Genomic DNA, 17,258 nt, shown 5'->3' on the forward strand with positions numbered 1-17,258 from the left:
TCCTCCGTCATCCGACCGGGATCCAGGAGAGAGCCGAGTGCGCACCCGCGGGATCCCGCTGACGCCCCTCACCGCCGCCCTCACCTGTGCGCTCGTCACCCTCGCCGCGAGCGGCGGCGCACCGGCCGGGCCTCCCCCGCCGCCGCATGCCGTCACCCTCACCTCGGCCGGCGCCGCCGCCGTCCTCGCGGACGACCGGACCCCCTTCAGCATGCTCGCCGTCACCGCGCCCGCCGGCGGCCCCGACGGGCCGGGCGGGGCGTACCGGGTCCGCGCCCGGCAGCGGGGCTCCGGCGACTGGACCCCCTGGACGGAGGTGGAGGCCGGGGAGCCGTGGTGGGCGGGGCCGTCCGACGCGGTGGAGGTGCGCGCGGGCCGCGCCGGGGCCCGGCTGCCGGCCGGGCTGCGCCTGGACCTGGTCGACCCGGGCCCCCGGCGGGCGGGCGCGGCGGAGCCGGCCGCGTACGAGGGGGCGGGCGGGCCGGCCTCCCGGCCCCGGATCGTCACGCGCGCCCGCTGGGGCGCGACGGAGGATCCCGCCGAGCCGGTGGTGTACGGCCGGGACGTGCGGGCCGTGTTCGTCCACCACACCGCTCAGAGCAACGACTACGACTGCGCGGACTCCCCGGCGGTCGTACGCGGTCTGCAGGCCCTCCACCAGCGGGTCAACGGCTGGAAGGACCTCGGCTACAACTACGTGGTCGACAAGTGCGGCACGGTCTTCGAGGGCCGTGCCGGCGGCTCCGGCCGGCCGGTCACCGGAGCGCACACCCTCGGCTTCAACACCGGCACCCTGGGCGTCGCGGTCATCGGCCGGTACTCCGACCGCCAGGCGCCACCCGGGGCCGTGGCGGCCGTCGCGCGGCTGGCCGCCTGGGCGCTGGGCCGCTACGGGTACGACCCGGCCGGCACCGTCACCCTCAGCGCCTCCTTGGACAACGGGCGCTTCAAGGCCGGGGAGCGGGTCACGGTGCAGCGGATCTCCGGCCACCGCGACGTGTTCAGCACCGAGTGCCCGGGGAAGGCCCTGCACCGGCAGCTCCCTGCCGTCCGCAAGCTGGCGACGGGCCCGTTCGGCGGCCTGTTCGGCGGCCGCTGACGGCCCAGGCGCGGGCCGTCAGCGCGATGGACCCGTCGCGCCGTGCCGGCAGGGCCCCGGCCAGGGTGTCGCGCAGCCGCCGCCGGGCCGCGGGGGCTAGGGAGGCGACGTAGCCGGGTGCGGGGCCCTGCCCGGCCAGGAAGGGATCCCACAGGTCCGCGAAGCCCGTGAACACGGTGGGCACCTCGACCAGGACGACCTCCACCGCCGTCAGGCCCGCCCCCGTCCACAGCGCCCGCAGCGGCTCCGGGCGGCACAGGGGGAAGCGGCGGCCCTCGTCCAGGGCGGCCGCCGACGGGTCCACGGCGGCGGCCGCGTCCCAGAACCGGCGCAGCAGCCCCATGCCCTCCGCGTAGTCCCACACGTACGCGGCGACCAGCCCGCCCGGCCGCACCGCCCGGGCCGCCTCGACGGCCGCCGCTCCCGGCGCGGGCAGGAAGTTGAGGGCGAGGCCGCTGACGACGGCGTCGCATGCCCCGTCGCGCACCGGCAGCGCCTGGGCGTCGGCCACCGCGAAGGCCGCCGTGCCGGGCGCGGTGGCGCGGGCCGCGGCCACGAAGGCCGCGGACCGGTCCACGCCCAGCACCAGCCGTGGCCGGCACCGGGCCGCCCCCGCCCGGGCGAGCGCGCCCGTACCGCCCCCGGCGTCGATCCAGCGGGCCCGGGGCCCCACGTCCAGCGAGGCCGCGAAGGCGTCGGCGACCAGCCGGCTCCAGCGGCCCATGTACCGCTCGTAACCGTCCCCGGCCGCCCAGGTGTCGAAGCGTTCCTCCACGCGGCGGCCGCCTATGCCGGGTGGCCGTCGGGCCCGGTGTGGCCGGCCTGGCTGGAGAACTTGTTGAGGAAGACGTCGTAGTGGCCGTCGGGCCGGCGGGTGAGGGTGGCGCCGTCCTGCCAGGTGCCGTTGTCGTCCCACCACTGGCTGCCGTACGGATCGCCCTGGTTCTGGTGGATGTTGTGCATGCCGAGCCCGTGGTCGAAGGGCTCGCCGAAGACCAGGATCTCCCGGCCGGGCACGAGCAACGGCTCCAGCGCCTGCGCGGCGTCGAGGTTGGAGCCGGAGGTCCAGGGGCGGGGCGGGTTCAGCCGGTTCAGCAGCTCCCGGAGCCGTGCGGGCGGCCGGATGACGCCGGCGCAGCCGGGGCGGTGCTGGAGGCCGGGGTGGCGGAGGTAGTCGAGGGCTCCGGAACCCGGGGAGGCCGACAGGTCGTGGTAGCCGGGGTCCAGGGAGGGCACCGGGTCGAGCACGGAGGCGGCGAGGGTGAACACCTTCCACTGGACGCCGGTCGTGGACTGTTTGCTGTCCACGTCGACGGCGCACCGGTGGCGGCCGGCGGGCGCGTCCACCTCCAGGTTGACGTGGAACCAGCGCCCCTGGGTGTCGGGCTGGTCGCGGAAGTGGCGGTGCAGCGTCCCTGACAGCACCCCGTAGGCGTCGAGCGGCATGCGGCCAGTCAACCACCGCCCGCGGGCGCGGTGGTGTGACGCGCGGGGTTCCGGCGCCCGGGCCCTCGGGCGGCCCTACCGGTGTCCGTCACCGGGGGTCGCGCGGCCGGTCCTACCGGGGGCCCGGCGCGAAGGCGGCGAGCATCTGCTCCAGGGCGGCCTGGTCCGGGCCGGTGAAGGGGGTCAGGCCGGGGACCGCGGTGAGGGTGTCGAGGAAGCGCGGGGTGAGGCCGGAGGCCGGCGGCAGGTGGGTGGAGAAGATGGTCCGCGGGTCGGCGGAGCGCAGCGGGTCGGCCGTGGCGAGGAAGGCGTCGCGGTCCGCCACCTGGGCCCAGGGGCTGTCCACGCTCGCCCAGAGCAGTTGGGCGGCCTTCAGGTCCTCGGCCCCCACGTCGGCGACGTCGTCGCAGGTGGCGAGGTCGGCCGTGGGCAGCGGGGCGCCGAAGCAGTCGGAGCTGAAGCAGGTGCCGGTGCGGTCGTCGAAGAACCCGACGGTGGCGGGGTTGTCGTACAGCGGCGGCCGGAAGGCGTGCAGTGTGCGGTCTCCGACGTCCAGGCTCTGGCCGGGGTTGAGCAGGAACACGCGGTCTTGGGGCAGCGGGTGCTCGGTGGACATGATCCCGACGCCGAGGAACGTGGAGACCACGCGCGCCCGGGGCGCTGCCTCCAGGAGGGCGAAGAGGCCTCCGGTGTGGTCGCGGTCGGGGTGGGTCAGCCAGATCCAGCGCACGTCGGCCGGATCGACCGCGCCGGCGAGGGCGGCCAGGAAGTCCCGGTCGGGCAGGCCCAGCCCGGTGTCGACGACGACCGGCTCCCGGGCGTGCAGGACGAAGGCGTTGACGGGGACGAAGCCGATTCCGGGGACTTCCAGGCAGTCGGCGAGAACGGTGGTGTCGGAGCCCACCTGGTGCGTGCTCATGATGATCTCCACGGCCCTGCGGGTAGGAAGGGGGACCCGCGGGTGGCAAGGGGACCTGCGGGTGGCAAGGGGACCTCCGGGAAGGACATGCCCTCGTTCCATCGTGACGCCGTACGGGGGCGCCCGCGCGCCGCGCGGCCCGGGCGCTCAGTTCGCGCAGCTGGTGTCCTGGGCGGGGCGCCGGCCGGTGGTGAGGAACCGGGTGACGGTGCGGTCGCCGCAGGCGTTGCCGTTGCCGAGGTAGACGCCGTGGCCGCCCTGCTCGACGGTGACGAGTACGGCCCGGTCCCCGAGGGCCTGGCGCATCTTCAGGCTCTTGGAGTGGGGCGTGGACGGGTCGCGGCGGCTCTGGATCATCAGGATGCCGGAGGGGCCGTGGCCGGTGATCTTGACGGGCTTGTGCTCGGGGGCGTCCTTCCAGAAGGAGCACGGGGACACGTTGACCGGCATCCCGGCCGTCAGCGGGTGGCGGGCCCGGTCCTCGTCGACGGCGCGCCGGTAGTCGGCCGCGGAGCCGGCGGGCCAGGTGACGTCGTTGCACAGGACCGCGACCAGCTGGGCGGCGTCCTCGTCGCGCAGCGGCCGGGCCAGCTCCGGCGGGAGGGCGGGGGTGTGGGCCGGGTCGCGCAGGGCGGCGACGAGCCGGGCGAAGCCGGGGAAGGCCGAGTCGCTGTAGAGGGTGTTCTGCAGGGCCTGGCGCAGGCCGTTGCCGGTCAGGGGCACGCCCGGGGTGGTGGACGGGCGGGGTGCGCGGTCGAGGGAGGCGAAGAGCGAGAGCAGGAGGGGTTCCACCTCCTCGGGGCGCTGCGCCAGCCGCAGGCCGTCCTTGTCGCGGTCGGGGTGGGCCGCCCAGGCGGCGAAGTCGGGGAAGCGGTCGTCGGCGCCCTGCCCCATGTTGGCGAGCCAGCCGCGGGCGACGCGCTTGGGGTCCGGGTCGCCGCTGCTGTCGAGGACCCAGCGGTCGGTGCGCCCGGGGTACGTCTGTGCGTACACGGCGCCCACGTAGGTCCCGTACGAGACTCCCCAGGCGGAGAGCTTGCGCTCCCCCAGCACCTCGCGCAGGCGGTCCATGTCGCGGACCTGGTTGAGGGTGGTGAAGCTGCGCAGCACGGGTCCGCCGTTGCGGGCGCAGGCCTCGGCGGTGCGCCGGGAGCGGGCGAGGTTCTCGGTGACGTCCCCGTCCGGGCCGGGCCAGGAGCGCAGGCTGGTGAGGTAGCGGTCGTCGGGGGCGAGGCCGCAGGTGGCGGTGGTGGAGCCGCCGACCCCGCGCGGGTCGAAGGCGACGAGGTCGTAGGCGCCGGCGAGCTGCTGCTGGAGTGCGGCGCCCTTCTGCGTCAGGCGCTGTACGCCGGAGCCGCCCGGTCCGCCGGGGATGACGACGAGGGTGCCGCGCCGGGCCTGCGGGCGGTCGCTGCGGACGCGGGAGACGGCCACGGTGATCTGCGGGCCGTCGGGGTCGTCGTAGTCGAGCGGTACGGGGAGGTCGGCGCACTCCTGGGTGGCGGGGCCGCCCGGCTTGGCGCAGGGGTGCCAGCTGAGCGCGGGGGTCTGCGGGCGGGGGCCGCCGGCGGCCTGGGCGGGGAGGGCGGTGGCGGTGAGGGCGGTGGCGGCGGCCGCGGCGGAGAGGGTGAGCAGGAGGGCCTTGTTCAGTGGAGTGGTCATGGGGCAAGCCTGGTCGAAGCCGCCCCGGGAGCCCATCCGGTACGCCTGCCGCCCGGGGTGGGGGTAACCCCCCTACAGGAGTCGCCCGTTGACCGGGTGGGCGGTGCAGCAGGAGTCGCCGTGCAGCTGGTGCAGGACGGGGCGCCAGGAGCGGGCGGGGCCGGCGGGGCGGGGGAAGGCGGCTTCCAGCGCGGCGCGTTCGTACAGGGTGCCGGCGCGCAGCACGGCCCGGACGCGGACGAGGTCGGCGAAGTCGGTGAAGGGGTCGCCGTCGACGAGGGTGAGGTCGGCGAGCTTGCCCGGTTCGGCGGTGCCGAGCCGGTCTTCGGCGCCGAAGACGCGGGCGGGGGTGCGGGTGGCGGTGGTGAGGGCCTCGGCGGGTGACAGGCCGTGGCGGTGCAGCGCGCGCAGGGCGAGGTGGAGGTGGAGCCCGACGGGGGTGAGGGGGGCGTCGGTGCCGAGCGCGACGCGGCCGCCGCCGGTGAGGACGCTGCGGTAGGCGGCCACCTCCCGTTCCAGGGCGGTGTCCTGGTCGGGGGTCGGCGGGTGGGCGGCCGCGGCCCGGACGGTGGCCGCGTCCCAGGGCGGCATCATCGCCGTGACGCGCGGTTCGGCGGCGAGCGCCGGGTCGGCGCCGATCAGGGGCAGGGCGGTGAAGGGGGTGGCGACGAGGTCGAAGCCGCCCCGGGTGTAGACCTCCAGGGTGTCCTGGTGGGTGTGGCCGGCGGGGGTCGCGCCGTGCCCGTACTCGGCGCGTTCGGTGGCGACGAGGTGGGTGGTGAGGTCCTGCCCGGACTGGATGCCGGGGGCGCACAGGTGGGAGCCGGTGCGGACGCCGAGCCGTTCGCGGGCGAAGCGGGCGGCCTCTTCCATGAAGGCGTACGGGGCGCGGACGTAGGTCTTGACGAAGTCCCAGTCGAGGGCTTCGGCGCGGGCCAGCGAGCGGGCGAGTCCCTCGTGGGTGCGGTGGGCGCGGCCCATGCTGTAGGCGACGCGGGAGCCGTCGAGGAGTTCGCCGCCGGCCAGCAGCCGGGGGGAGGCGAGCCGGCCGGAGCGGACGTCCTCGCGCAGCCGGGCCTGTTCGTAGGCGGAGCCGCCGAGGGAGACGGCGGTGGTGATCCCGTAGGCCAGCAGCAGGGCGCCCTGGCGGGCCCCGTAGGTGTAGGGGTACGGGTGGACGTGGGAGTCCCACAGGCCGGGCAGGACGGTGCCGCCGGAGGCGTCGATCGTACGGGCGGTGCGGCGGCGCGGCCGGTGCGGTGCGACGGCGGTGATGCGGCCGCCGCTGATGAGGACGTCGACGTCGGCGCGGGGCGCGGTTCCGGTGGCGTCCCACAGCAGTCCGGCGTGCACGACGGTGTCGACGGGCTCGGGGCGCCGGTAGGACAGGGAGACCGGGACGGTGCGGGGGGCTCCGTCGGGGGTGCCGTCGGCGCGCAGGGCGAGCAGGCGCAGGCGGGCGTTGGACTGGTAGAGCAGGGTGCGGGAGTCGGCGGACCAGGAGGGGTGGTCGGCCGGTTCGCCGGTGAGGCGGCGGGCGGGGCCCGCGGGGGTGCCGTCGGGGGTGACGGGGAGCAGCCAGAGGGCCGATTCGGCGACGCAGGCCAGGAAGCGGCCGTCGGGGGACCAGACCGGGCCGCTGGCGTAGCGGTCGGAGAGGGAGGTGTGCGGGGCGAGGGCGTGGAGGCGGGCGGTGCCGGTGGCGGTGTCGACGATCCGGATGAGGTTGTAGCCCTCGCGGAAGCGGAGGCTGAGCCGGTTGCGGTCGCAGAGGGCGAGGTGGCGGCCGTCGGGGGACCAGCTGGGCGGGCCGGGCAGGCCGCCGCCGCCCAGGGCCGGCACGAGCGGGGTGTCGGCGGCGGCGGCGAGGTCGCGGACGATCAGCCGCCCGGCGAGGTCGAGGGCGGCGAGGCGGGTGCCGTCCGGGGAGGGGGAGCCGTAGACGCGGCCGGGCGGGGAGAGCACGCTCTCGCGGCCGTCGGCGAGTTCCCTGCGGCGTACGGTGTTCAGCCCGTCGCGGTCGTCGGTGTAGATCAGGGCGCGGCCGTCCGGGGTCCACACCGGGCCCTGGACGTAGGCGGTGGCGGGGGCCTGGAGGACCCTGCGCGGGGCTCCCCCGGCGACCGGGGCGACCCAGAGGGCGCCCAGCGCGGCGAAGGCGACGCTGCGGGCGTCCGGCGAGAGGGCGGGCAGGTGGACGCCGCGGACGGGGCGGGGCCGTTCGGCCTCCAGGTCGTACTCCTTGACCCGGTAGCGGGGGCGGGCCACTTCGAGGGTGGCGTCGAGGGGGATCTCGTGGCCCGGGCCGTCCTCGCGGTGCGGGCGGACCACCCGGAAGCGGCCGTCGAGGGTGATCAGGAGGCGGTCGTCGCCGATCCAGCGCGGGGGTGCGGGGGCGAGGTCGCCGGCGAGGGCGACCGGGCGGCCGTCGGCGTACAGGGTCAGCTTCTCGGCCTTGCGGGGTCCGGGGGCGGCGGACAGCCAGGCGGTGCGGCCGGACGGGGAGAGGGCGGGGGCCAGCAGGCTGCCGCCGGTGACGGTGTGTTCGGTCCGTACGGGGCCCGCCGCGCCGGCGGCGACGGAGGCGAGGGTGCGGGCGGTGAGGGTCTCGCCGGTCAGGGTGGCGCGCAGGAACAGTACGCGGCTGCCGTCGGGCGAGAAGACCGGGTCGAGGTCCTCCCACGGGCCGTCCTGGCAGGGTCCGGCCTGGCCGGGCAGTCCGGTGAGGCGGCGCAGGCCTCCGTCGGCGAGGGAGACGGTCCAGATCCGGTACGGGCTGCCGGCGACGGGGTCGCCGCCGCGTTCGGAGCAGAAGGCGAGGGTGCGGCCGTCGGGGGACCAGGCGGGTGCCCGGTGGTCGTGGGGGCCGTCGGTGAGCCGGCGCAGGCCGGAGCCGTCGGCGTGCATCACCCAGATGTGGAAGGTGCCGCCGCGGTAGGCGCTCATGGCCACGCGGCGCCCGTCCGGGGAGAAGACGGGGCGGCCGGGTTCCAGGTCGGGCGGGGTGAGCGCGGTGGCGGGGGAGCCGTCCGCGGGCAGCGCCCACAGGACGTTCTGCACCTCGGCGACGACGCGCTGCCCGTCGGCGGTGGCGGTGGCCGCGCCGTTGGTCGCGCGGGTGAAGCGCAGCACGGCCCGGTCCCCCGCCTCCGGCCCGGCGGGCGGACCGGCCGGCGGGGCGGCCGCCGCCCCGGACGGGGGCCGCAGCCCGGTGGCCGCCGTCAGCGCTCCGGCCGAAGCCGCCCGCAGAACCGTCCTGCGCCTCATCCGCACCCCGGCCACCCGTCTCGTGTGTCGTTCCTGCCCGACTGCCCGTCGGACGGCCAAACGATCACGGCCCGGGTTCGGCAACGGGGGGCCGGGGCGGAGCGGGGGCGGGGGTCAGGAGATGCGCATGTTCGCCATCATGCCCATGGCGCCGTGGTCGAACAGGTGGCAGTGGTAGACGTAGGTGCCGCGGTAGCCGTCGAAGGTCGCCTGGAGCTTCACGGTCTCGCCCGGCTTGAGCGGCACGGTGTCCTTCAGACCGGTCTCGGGGCCGGAGGTGACCGGCTTGCCGTTGCGCTCCAGCACCCGGAACTGCACCAGGTGCATGTGGAAGTTGTGCGGGGCGACCTTGTTGCTGTTCGTCACGGTCCAGATCTCGGTGGCACCGTAGGCGATCTCGGTGTCGATGCGGTCCATCTCGTACGTCTTGCCGTTGATGTACGCGCTGCCGCCGGGAGCCTCGTCCATCCGCATGTCGAACTCGCGGTTGACGGTGGCCTGGCCGAGCGGCGGCAGGGTCCGCAGCCGGTCCGGGACGACGCTGCGGTCCTGCGCGGTGCGGGTGACCCGGAACTGGAGCACCCGGCCGACCACGTCCGCGGACTCGAAGGGCGCGACCTCCTTGTTCCGCAGCTCGATGACGGTGCCGACGGGGTAGCGGGAGAAGTCGATGACGACGTCGGCCCGCTCGCCGGGGCTGATGGACACCACGTTCGTGCGGTGCGGGGCGGGGAGGAGCCCGCCGTCGGTGCCGATCTGGACGAGCTCGGAGTCGTCGGCGAGGTGGAGGTCGAAGAAGCGCTGGTTGGCGGTGTTGGTGAGGCGGAAGCGGTACTTGCGCGCCGCGACCTCGAAGAACGGCCAGGCCTTGCCGTTGGCGAGGACGACGTTGCGCTTCATGAAGTCGCCCATCGCGTAGACGAGCTCGCCGCTCTCGAGGAAGCGGGCGTCGCGCAGCGAGACCGGCACGTCGTACTGGCCGGAGGGCAGGCCGAGGCGGCGCTCGGTGTCGTCCGTGAGGATGTAGGTGCCCGTCATCCCGCGGAAGACGTTCTCCGACTCCATGTGGTGGGCGTGGTCGTGGAACCACAGGTTCGCGTGCGGCTGGGTGTTGGGGTACGTGTACGTCTTGGTACCGCCGCCGGCCGCGATCAGGTCCATCGGGGAGCCGTCGCTGTCCTGGGGGACGTGGGCGCCGTGGAGGTGGATCGAGGTGGGGACCGAGAGGGAGTTGGTCTGCTTGACCACGACGCGCCGGCCCGACTCGGCCTTGATGACGGGGCCGGGGAAGGAGCCGTTGAAGGTGCGCAGCGGGGTTCTCAGGCCCGGCACGATCTCCTTGGAGGCTTCCTTCAGGGTCATGCGGTAGTAGCTGGTGGTGCCCGTGTTCAGGTAGGGCTGGAGGACCGGGGGCAGCGGCATCCTCTGGGTGAACTTGGCTATGGACGCGGCGTCGAGCTCGGCCGCGGCGGTGCCGGCCGGCTCGGTCGCGACGGCGTTCACGACGGGCAGCAGCATGCCGCCGGTGCCGACGATGCTGGTGGCGGCGACGCCTGCCCGGAGTGCGGTCCGTCGAGTGATCACTGTTCCCCCGTGGGTCTGGCCCGGCGCCTCGTGTGCCGGTCGGTTCGGGTGGGCGCGTGTGCGCGTTGGTGGACGGGGAGAGCCTGTTCGCACGCGGTGGTGTCGCGCTGGTGCGGCTGTGGAGGGACGGTGAGGCGCCCGGGCCGTCGGCGTGGACCGCTCTTCCTGGGGGCTGTACGCGGCGGCTTCGCTCCCGGGGCGAGGGGAGGTGGGGCGGGCCCCGGCTGTCGGAGCGCGGGGGCCCCGGGCGCACGGCCGGGACCCGTACGGGCTGGACCGTTACCCCGGCTGGTGAGCGGACGTTGGACCATTCGGGCGGCGTTCGGGGTGTCATGCGCGGCAGGAGCGATCGCGTCCCCTTCCAGGGCGGCACGGCCGGGGATATTGGATGAATAGCGCCGCCCACGCGCTCTGCCAGGCTTCTTGACGCTTCATCACAGTGGAGGCAATGCGTGATGCGCACACGGTCCGTTCTGGTGGCCACCGCCCTGCTCGCGACGCTGTTGCACACGGCGGACGGGGTGGCCGCCGCGAGCGGATCCCGCTCCCCCGGCGGGCGGGCGGCGTACGACGGGCAGGCGGGGCACGATGTGGCCCTGTACGGGATCACGGGTGCGGGGAGCGCCGGACGCGCGGCCGCACAGGAGTTCAGCACCGACGACGACCGGCTCTCGCGGGTCTCGCTGTTCCTCAGCAGCGGGGCGGCGGCCGGGAGGCTGAACGTGCAGGTGCGCACCGCCCGGGACGACGCCGGCTCCGCCATCGCCTGGGGCAGCGTCGACCTGGCCGCCCTGGGCGGACCGGGCACGGGCTGGGTCGAGGTCCCGCTGACGGCCGCACTGCGGCCCGGCGCCCGCTACTACCTGTTCGCTCAGGCCTCCGCCGCCGAGGACAAGGCGGTCACCTGGCACGGCACCCGGGCCGTCGCGGCCGGCTCGCCGGCGGGCGCGCCGTACGACCGGGAGCGGGGCGGGTGGCAGACGGGCACGGGCCGGCTGGCGTTCTACGTGAACCCGGCCGGCTCCGAGCGGTGCGGGGAGACCGAGGCCTGCTTCGTGCCGGTTTCCCTGCGGCCCGGCCGGACGGCCGGGCTGCTGTCCAACGGGCAGGCGGTGGAGTCCGTCGACCCGCCCTTCGCGGTCGGCGCCCGCTACGTGGAGGGCAGCAACGTGCTGGCGCTGCCGTCGGGCCGCTGGCGCTACCTGCCCGAGGGCGCGGTGAAGTCCCGGGTGGTCGAGGCCGGGGACGCGGGCGCGCTGGCGCAGATCGCCGCCTCGCGGCGGTGGCTGGAGCAGGGGCTGGTGCCCGGGGCGGCGCGGGAGCGGCGAGAGGCCGCGGAGCGGGCGCTGCTGTCGCTGCGGGCGCTGCTGCGGCCGAACGGGGCGTTCGCCGCGGCGTGGTCCACCTTCTGGGACTACTCGTGGCCGCGCGACTCGGCCTTCGCAGCGGCCGCGTTCGCGCACACCGGGCACGACGAGGAGGCCTACCGGATCCTGCGCTACAGCGCGCGCACGCAGCGGCCCGACGGCACGTGGGAGGCCCGTACGCTGCTGGACGGCTCGGGGCCGCCGGACTCCCGGCAGTGGCAGCTGGACGCGAACGGCTGGGTGCCCTGGGCGACCTGGCAGTGGTACCGCACGGCTCCCCGGGCGGACCGGGAGGAGCGGCTGCGCGCGCTGTACCCGGCGATCGTGAAGGCGGCCGACTACACGGCGGCCTCGCTGGACGACGACGGGCTGCCGCCCGCCTCCCCCGACTACTGGGAGCTGCCCACGACCACCGCGAACATCGGCACCGCGGCGCCGCTGCTGTCGGGGCTGCGGGCCGCCGCCGACCTCGCCTCCGGGCTCGGGCGGACGCAGGACGCCGCACGCTGGACGGCGGCCGCGGGGCGGCTGGAGCAGGGCATCGCCCGGCGGTTCGCGCCGCTCGGCTACCAGCGCACCGTCGACGGGCGGCATGGTTATGACAGCGCGGCCGCGTTCATGGCGCCCCCGTTCAACACGGCTCCGGCCGATCTGCCGCAGGCGCTCGACACGACGTACCGGGCCCTGCTGCGGTCCAACGGCGGGCTGGTGCCGGGCAGTGACCCGGACGCGGGGTGGGGGAACATCACGTGGACGGCGAGCACCTCGTTCTTCGCGCTCGCCTGGTCGGCCACGGGCGAGCGCGAGAAGGGCGGCGCGGTGCTCGACTGGGTGCTGGCGCAGCGCAACGTCCTCGGTGAACTGCCCGAAACGGTGGACGCGCAGGGCCTGCCGAAGGCCGTCGCGCCCCTCGGCTGGACCGACGCGCTGGTCCTGCTGGCCCTCGTACAGCAGGAGGGCGCTCCGCTGCCGACGCCGCCGGCCCCTCGTACCGCGGGGAGCTCGGACGGGGCGGCGCGGTGACGCTCAGGGGCGCGGGCCGACGGCGAGCCGCAGCGGGGGACGGGACGGCCGGGGCGGCAGCCGCAGCGGCCCGCGCCCCGGGGTGAGGGAGCCGAGGACCCGGGGTCCCAGGGCCCCGGTGCAGGCGGGGGCGTTGCCGGGCAGGCCGTGCAGGGTGAGGAAGCCGAGGACGGCGAAGGCGTACGCCTCCTTCGCGGCGGCGGGCAGGCCGAGCGCCGCCGAGTCCAGCAGGGCAGTGCGCGCGGGCAGTTCCTCGCGGAGCATGGCCATCAGGGCCGGGTTGCGGGTGCCGCCTCCGGAGGCGATGACCTCGGTGACGCGCAGCGGGCGCAGGGCGTCGGCGACGGTGCGGGCGGTGAGCCGGGCGAGGGTGGCGAGGAGGTCCTGCGGCGGGAGGGCGGCGCAGCCGGCGAGGGCGGTGCGCAGGTGGCCGGCGTGGAACAGCTCCTTGCCGGTGGTCTTGGGGGCGGGCAGCCGGTAGTAGGGCTCGGCGAGCAGGCGCCGCAGGAGCGGTTCGTGGACCCGGCCGGCGGCTGCGAGGGCGCCGTCCTCGTCGTACGCCAGCCGCCCGCCGGTGGCTTCGCGTACGGCGGCGTCCATCAGGGCGTTGCCGGGGCCGGTGTCGAACGCCACCGGCGGGCCGGCCGGGGGTACGGCGGTGAGGTTGGCGATGCCGCCGATGTTCAGGGCGGCGGGCGTGCCGGGGCGGCCGCGCAGCAGCATCAGGTCGACGAGGCTGACGAGGGGGGCGCCCTGGCCCCCGGCCGCGATGTCGCGGGGGCGGAAGTCGGCGACGACGGGGCGGCCGGTGGTCTCGGCGATCCAGGCGGGGCTGCCGAGTTGGAGGGTTCCGTGGACCTGCCCGGCGGACGTCCAGTGGTAGACGGTCTGGCCGTGCGAGGCGATCAGTTCGGCGCGGCCCGCGCACAGGTCGCGGTCGGCGCGGGCCGCGAGGGCGGCGAAGGCCTGGCCGATGCGGGTGTCGAGGAGGCACACGTCGGCCAGGGTGGTGGGCGCGGGCGGCAGGGCCGCCGCGAGGGCGTCGCGCAGGGCGGGCTCGTACGGGGTGCTGAGCGTGCCGAGCGGCAGCAGCCGCAGGGTCTCGCCGCCGTCCTCGAGCGTGAGGTGGGCGGCGGCCGCGTCGACCGCGTCGTACGAGGTGCCCGACATCAGGCCGATCACGTTCACCGCAGGGGCTTCCGGTGGTCGTCGCCGCGCGGGCCGGACAGGGCCAGGGCGCTGAGGGCGCAGGTGCCGGCGGCGTAGTAGGCGGGGATGTCGCGGTCCCCGGTGGCGGCGGTCAGGGCGGTGATGACGAGGCCCGCGCAGCCGGAGAACACGGCGCCGGTGAGGGCGTACGCCAGTCCCAGGCCGGTGCAGCGCACCCGAGCGGGGAACATCTCGGCGAGCATGGCGGGTCCGGGGCCCGCGAGCAGGCCGACCGCCGCGCCCGCGCCGAGGACGGCGGCGGCCCGGGCGGGGGCGGGGGCGGCGGGGTCCTGGAGGAGGTGGAGGAGCGGGAGCGCGCAGAAGGTGACGGTGAGGGCGCCGGCGAGCATGACGGGGCGGCGGCCGACGCGGTCGCTGAGGATGCCGGCGGGCAGGATGGCGGCGGCGAAGCCGAGGTTGGCGAGGGTGGTCGCGAGCAGGGCCTGCCGGAAGGAGGCGCCGAGGGTGGCCTGGAGGTAGGAGGGCAGCACCACGAGGAAGGTGTACCCGGCCGCGGACCAGCCCATGAGCCGCCCGACGCCGAGGACGACGGTCCGCGCCGTGACGGCTGCGGCGGGCGGGCCGGCTCCCGGTGGCGGGGGTGCGGCCGGCGCGGGCGGCGGTGCGTCGGGCAGTCCCCGGCGCAGCCGGAGCGCGGCCAGCCCGAGCGGCAGGGCCAGCAGGAACGGGATCCGCCAGCCCCAGGCGTACAGGGCCGCCGGGGAGAGGAGGGCGGCCAGGAGGGCGGCGGCGCCCGCGCCGGCGAGCAGGCCGAGGGCCACGGTGAAGGACTGCCAGGCACCGTGGCGGCCGCGGCGGCCCGGGGGCGCGGATTCCGTCAGCAGGGCCACCGCGCCGCCGAACTCCCCTCCCGCGCACAGCCCCTGGACGACGCGGAGCAGGGTGAGCAGCCACGGGGCCGCGGCCCCCAGCGTGTCCCGGGACGGGAGGAGGCCGATCAGGGTGGTGGCCAGGGTCATCAGGGCGATGACGAGGACCAGGGCGGGCCGGCGGCCGGTCCGGTCGCCGAGGCGGCCGAAGAGGAGGGCTCCGGCGGGGCGGAAGAAGAAGGCCACCGCGAAGGAGGCGTACGTGGCGAGCAGCGGGCCGGCGCCGCCCTGGCCGGCCGCCGCCGAGGGGGTGAAGAACCGGTCGGCGATGACCGTGGCGAAGGCCCCGTAGACGCCGAACTCGTACCACTCGGTGAAGTTCCCGGCGGCGCCCGCCAGCAGCACCCGGCGCGGGCCCGCGGCGGCCGGCGGGGCGGGGCGCACCGCGAGGGGGGCCACCGCTCTCAGGTCCTCATGTCGTCGGGTCGAGGCGGGAGGGGCCGCCCGGCGGCTGGTGCGGGGCGGCGGCGGGCGTCAGGGCGCTGCCGGAGAGCCAGGTGCGCCAGTCCAGGTTCCAGTCGCCGATGCCGTTGCCGAAGGGGGGCATCTTCTCGCCGCCGCTGTTGACCACCTCGACGATGTCGCCCTCGCGGACGGTGTCGAAGAACCAGGCGGCGTCGGCGGTGGACATGCCGGTGCAGCCGTGGCTGACGTTCTCCTCGCCCTGCGCCTCGACCGACCAGGGCGCGGCGTGGACGTACTCGCCGCTCCAGGTGACCCGCGTCGCGTAGAAGACGGGGAGGTCGTAGAACTCCTTGGTGCCCTTCTGGATGCCGACGGTGTCCCCGCGCATGCGGACCTTGTACTCCTTGCCCAGGACGACCTTGACCCCGCTGCGGGTGCGGAAGCCCTCCTTGCCGGTGGTGACCGGGATGGTCCTGATGACGCGTCCGTTGCGGCGTACGGTCATCACGTGGGCGGCGGAGTCGGTGACGGCCTCGATCCGGTCGCCGACGGTGAACTCGAGGGGTTCGGAGGGGCCGCCGTAGCCGTGTTCGCCGAGTTCGACCCCGTCGAGGCCGCTGCGGACGCGGACGACGGTGTGGGCGGGCCAGTAGGTGCGGGGCCGGTAGTGCAGGGTCGAGTCGTCGACCCAGTGCCAGGCTCCCTCGGTGTGGGGCTGCGAGGTCACCTGGAGCGCCTGCTCCACGCGGGCGCGGGCCTCGGGGGCGTCGGCGGGGACCGGGTGGCTGAGGTCGGCGGTGACGATCTCGCCGGCGCCGTACGTCCCGGGGCGGGGGCCGAACTCGGCGGTGAGCCTGCCCCCGTCGTCGGGCGGTGCGGTCCTGAACAGCAGGCTCACGCCGACGGGGGCGCCGGCGCCGTCCTGGGCACCGACCCGGACGGTGTAGGCCTGCCCCGCGCGCAGCGGTTCGGTGTTGCGCCAGTGTCCGCCGCCGGGGCCGAGGGCGCCGGCGAGGTGGCGGCCGCGGCCGTCGGTGACGGTCACGTCGGTGAGACGGCCGGCCTCCGGGCGGGCGAGGGCGATCTCCAGCGGCGCGCCCGCGTCCGTGGGGAGTTCGCCGGCCTCGCCGAGCGCCGGGTCCCACAGGACGGAGCCGCCGCGCGCGGTGGCGAGCACCCGCTGCTGCTGCCAGGTGCCGCAGCGGCCGCCGCGGAAGGCCCCGGCGGCGCACCACGTGGCGGCGTCCGCGCCGCCGCCCCCTTCCACGGCGTGGCCCACCAGCAGGGTGACCGCCGCCTCGGGGGCGGGGCCGGGGGCCGCCACCGCCTCGGCCGTGCGGCCCGGTGCGGTGGCGAGGGCCAGTGCGGCCCCCGTCACCGCGGCGACCGCACTCCACGCCTTCGTCCGTGACTTCGCCACGCAGCCCTCCCAGTCGTCCCACGCCGGATGGCAGCATCAAAGAGGACCGGAAGCCGAAACGATGATCATAAACTCGGCTCTGCCTCCGAACGGGCACCCCAAGTGAACCCGGACGGAGTACGGCACCGGGCACGGGCGGGAGGGCGGAGCGCAGCGGTCCGGTCCCGTAGGCTCGGCGGATGGCGAAATACTTCGACGTGCACCCCGAGAACCCGCAGCGGCGCACCCTCACCAGCGTGGCGGACAGCATCCGCTCCGGCGCGCTCATCGCGTACCCCACCGACTCCTGTTTCGCTCTGGGGTGCCAGCTGGGCAACCGTGACGGCATCACGCGGATCCGGTCGATCCGCAACCTGGACGACCGGCACCACTTCACCCTCGTGTGCCAGAACTTCGCCCAGCTGGGGCAGTTCGTCCACGTGGACAACGACGTGTTCCGGGCCGTCAAGGCGGCGACGCCGGGCCCCTACACCTTCATCCTCAAGGCCACCTCGGAGGTGCCGCGCCAGCTGCTGCACCCGAAGAAGAAGACGGTCGGGGTCCGCATCCCCGACCACCTGGTCACCCAGGCCCTGCTCACCGAGCTGGGCGAGCCGCTGCTCTCCAGCACCCTGCTCCTGCCGGGCGAGGAGGAGCCGATGACGCAGGGCTGGGAGATCAAGGAGCGGCTCGACCACGTGGTGGACGCGGTGGTCGACTCCGGGGACTGCGGCACCCGGCCGACCACCGTCATCGACTTCTCCGGCGGCGAGGCGGAGATCCTGCGCCGGGGGGCGGGCGACACCACGCGCTTCGAATAGGGGAACGGGTCCTCCGGCGATCCTCGAGCGGCCGACCATCGGGGCTCGTCCGCGTGTGAAGACAATGAGCGGACCGGCGGTAACAGCACGGATTCCGGGGGACGGAGAGGAAGGGATCCCCCGGCGCGCCGGAACCGGTGCGGCGGCTGGTGGGCACGACGCCCCCG

12 protein-coding genes are annotated in these 17,258 nt (G+C 76.0%); 3 read left to right on the forward strand and 9 right to left on the reverse strand.

Annotated features, from left to right (window positions below; all coding sequences use genetic code 11):
• The first annotated feature begins 37 nt into the window (after positions 1-37).
• Positions 38-1,099: an N-acetylmuramoyl-L-alanine amidase gene (locus AB0D45_RS17250; RefSeq protein WP_362459620.1), complete on the forward strand. Its 1,062-nt coding sequence runs from the start codon at positions 38-40 to the stop codon at positions 1,097-1,099.
• On the opposite strand, the gene AB0D45_RS17255 is transcribed toward AB0D45_RS17250, so the two are convergent.
• The 6 genes from AB0D45_RS17255 to AB0D45_RS17280 all read right to left on the reverse strand — a co-directional run bounded on the left by AB0D45_RS17255 (position 1,002) and on the right by AB0D45_RS17280 (position 9,977).
• Complete coding sequence (locus AB0D45_RS17255) at positions 1,002-1,874, reverse strand: methyltransferase domain-containing protein (protein WP_362459623.1); 873 nt, start codon at positions 1,872-1,874, stop codon at positions 1,002-1,004. The two genes, AB0D45_RS17250 and AB0D45_RS17255, sit on opposite strands and share 98 nt — an antisense overlap.
• An 11-nt stretch (positions 1,875-1,885) precedes the next feature.
• Positions 1,886-2,545 (reverse strand): DUF2278 family protein, encoded by a 660-nt coding sequence (locus AB0D45_RS17260; protein WP_362459626.1) that lies wholly within the window; start codon positions 2,543-2,545, stop codon positions 1,886-1,888.
• Positions 2,546-2,657: 112 nt separating this feature from the next.
• Positions 2,658-3,464 (reverse strand): MBL fold metallo-hydrolase, encoded by an 807-nt coding sequence (locus tag AB0D45_RS17265; protein ID WP_362459628.1) that lies wholly within the window; start codon positions 3,462-3,464, stop codon positions 2,658-2,660.
• A 147-nt stretch (positions 3,465-3,611) separates the two neighbouring features.
• Positions 3,612-5,126: an alpha/beta hydrolase gene (locus AB0D45_RS17270; protein ID WP_362459631.1), complete on the reverse strand. Its 1,515-nt coding sequence runs from the start codon at positions 5,124-5,126 to the stop codon at positions 3,612-3,614.
• Between the two features lie 72 nt (positions 5,127-5,198).
• A complete protein-coding gene (locus AB0D45_RS17275) occupies positions 5,199-8,393 on the reverse strand; it encodes an amidohydrolase family protein (RefSeq protein ID WP_362459633.1) in 3,195 nt (1,064 codons plus the stop codon).
• A gap of 114 nt (positions 8,394-8,507) precedes the next feature.
• Positions 8,508-9,977, reverse strand: a complete 1,470-nt coding sequence (locus AB0D45_RS17280; RefSeq protein WP_362459636.1) for a multicopper oxidase domain-containing protein — start codon at positions 9,975-9,977, stop codon at positions 8,508-8,510.
• A 455-nt stretch (positions 9,978-10,432) separates the two neighbouring features.
• Between AB0D45_RS17280 and AB0D45_RS17285 the strand changes: the two genes are divergently transcribed.
• Positions 10,433-12,367 carry a hypothetical protein gene (locus tag AB0D45_RS17285; protein WP_362459722.1) on the forward strand — a complete coding sequence of 645 codons (1,935 nt, stop codon included), beginning with the start codon at positions 10,433-10,435 and terminating at the stop codon, positions 12,365-12,367.
• A 3-nt stretch (positions 12,368-12,370) separates the two neighbouring features.
• Here AB0D45_RS17285 and AB0D45_RS17290 read toward each other — a convergent pair whose 3' ends face one another.
• The 3 genes from AB0D45_RS17290 to AB0D45_RS17300 are packed head-to-tail and all read right to left on the reverse strand — an operon-like array spanning position 12,371 to position 16,291.
• Positions 12,371-13,555 (reverse strand): anhydro-N-acetylmuramic acid kinase, encoded by a 1,185-nt coding sequence (locus AB0D45_RS17290; RefSeq protein WP_362459639.1) that lies wholly within the window; start codon positions 13,553-13,555, stop codon positions 12,371-12,373.
• The gene (locus AB0D45_RS17295) at positions 13,552-14,865 is read right to left on the reverse strand and encodes an MFS transporter (RefSeq protein WP_362459642.1); all 1,314 of its coding nucleotides are present in this window, start codon (positions 14,863-14,865) and stop codon (positions 13,552-13,554) included. Before AB0D45_RS17295 ends, AB0D45_RS17290 begins: the two co-directional genes overlap by 4 nt.
• A 13-nt stretch (positions 14,866-14,878) precedes the next feature.
• Entirely contained in the window at positions 14,879-16,291 is a 1,413-nt protein-coding gene (locus tag AB0D45_RS17300) for an Ig-like domain-containing protein (RefSeq protein ID WP_362459645.1), read from the reverse strand.
• A 179-nt stretch (positions 16,292-16,470) separates the two neighbouring features.
• On the opposite strand from AB0D45_RS17300, the gene AB0D45_RS17305 reads away from it, so the two are divergent.
• A complete protein-coding gene (locus AB0D45_RS17305) occupies positions 16,471-17,091 on the forward strand; it encodes an L-threonylcarbamoyladenylate synthase (RefSeq protein ID WP_361611159.1) in 621 nt (206 codons plus the stop codon).
• Positions 17,092-17,258 lie beyond the last annotated feature (167 nt).

The organism is Streptomyces sp. NPDC048352 (assembly GCF_040651895.1).
Classification (GTDB): Bacteria; Actinomycetota; Actinomycetes; order Streptomycetales; family Streptomycetaceae; genus Streptomyces.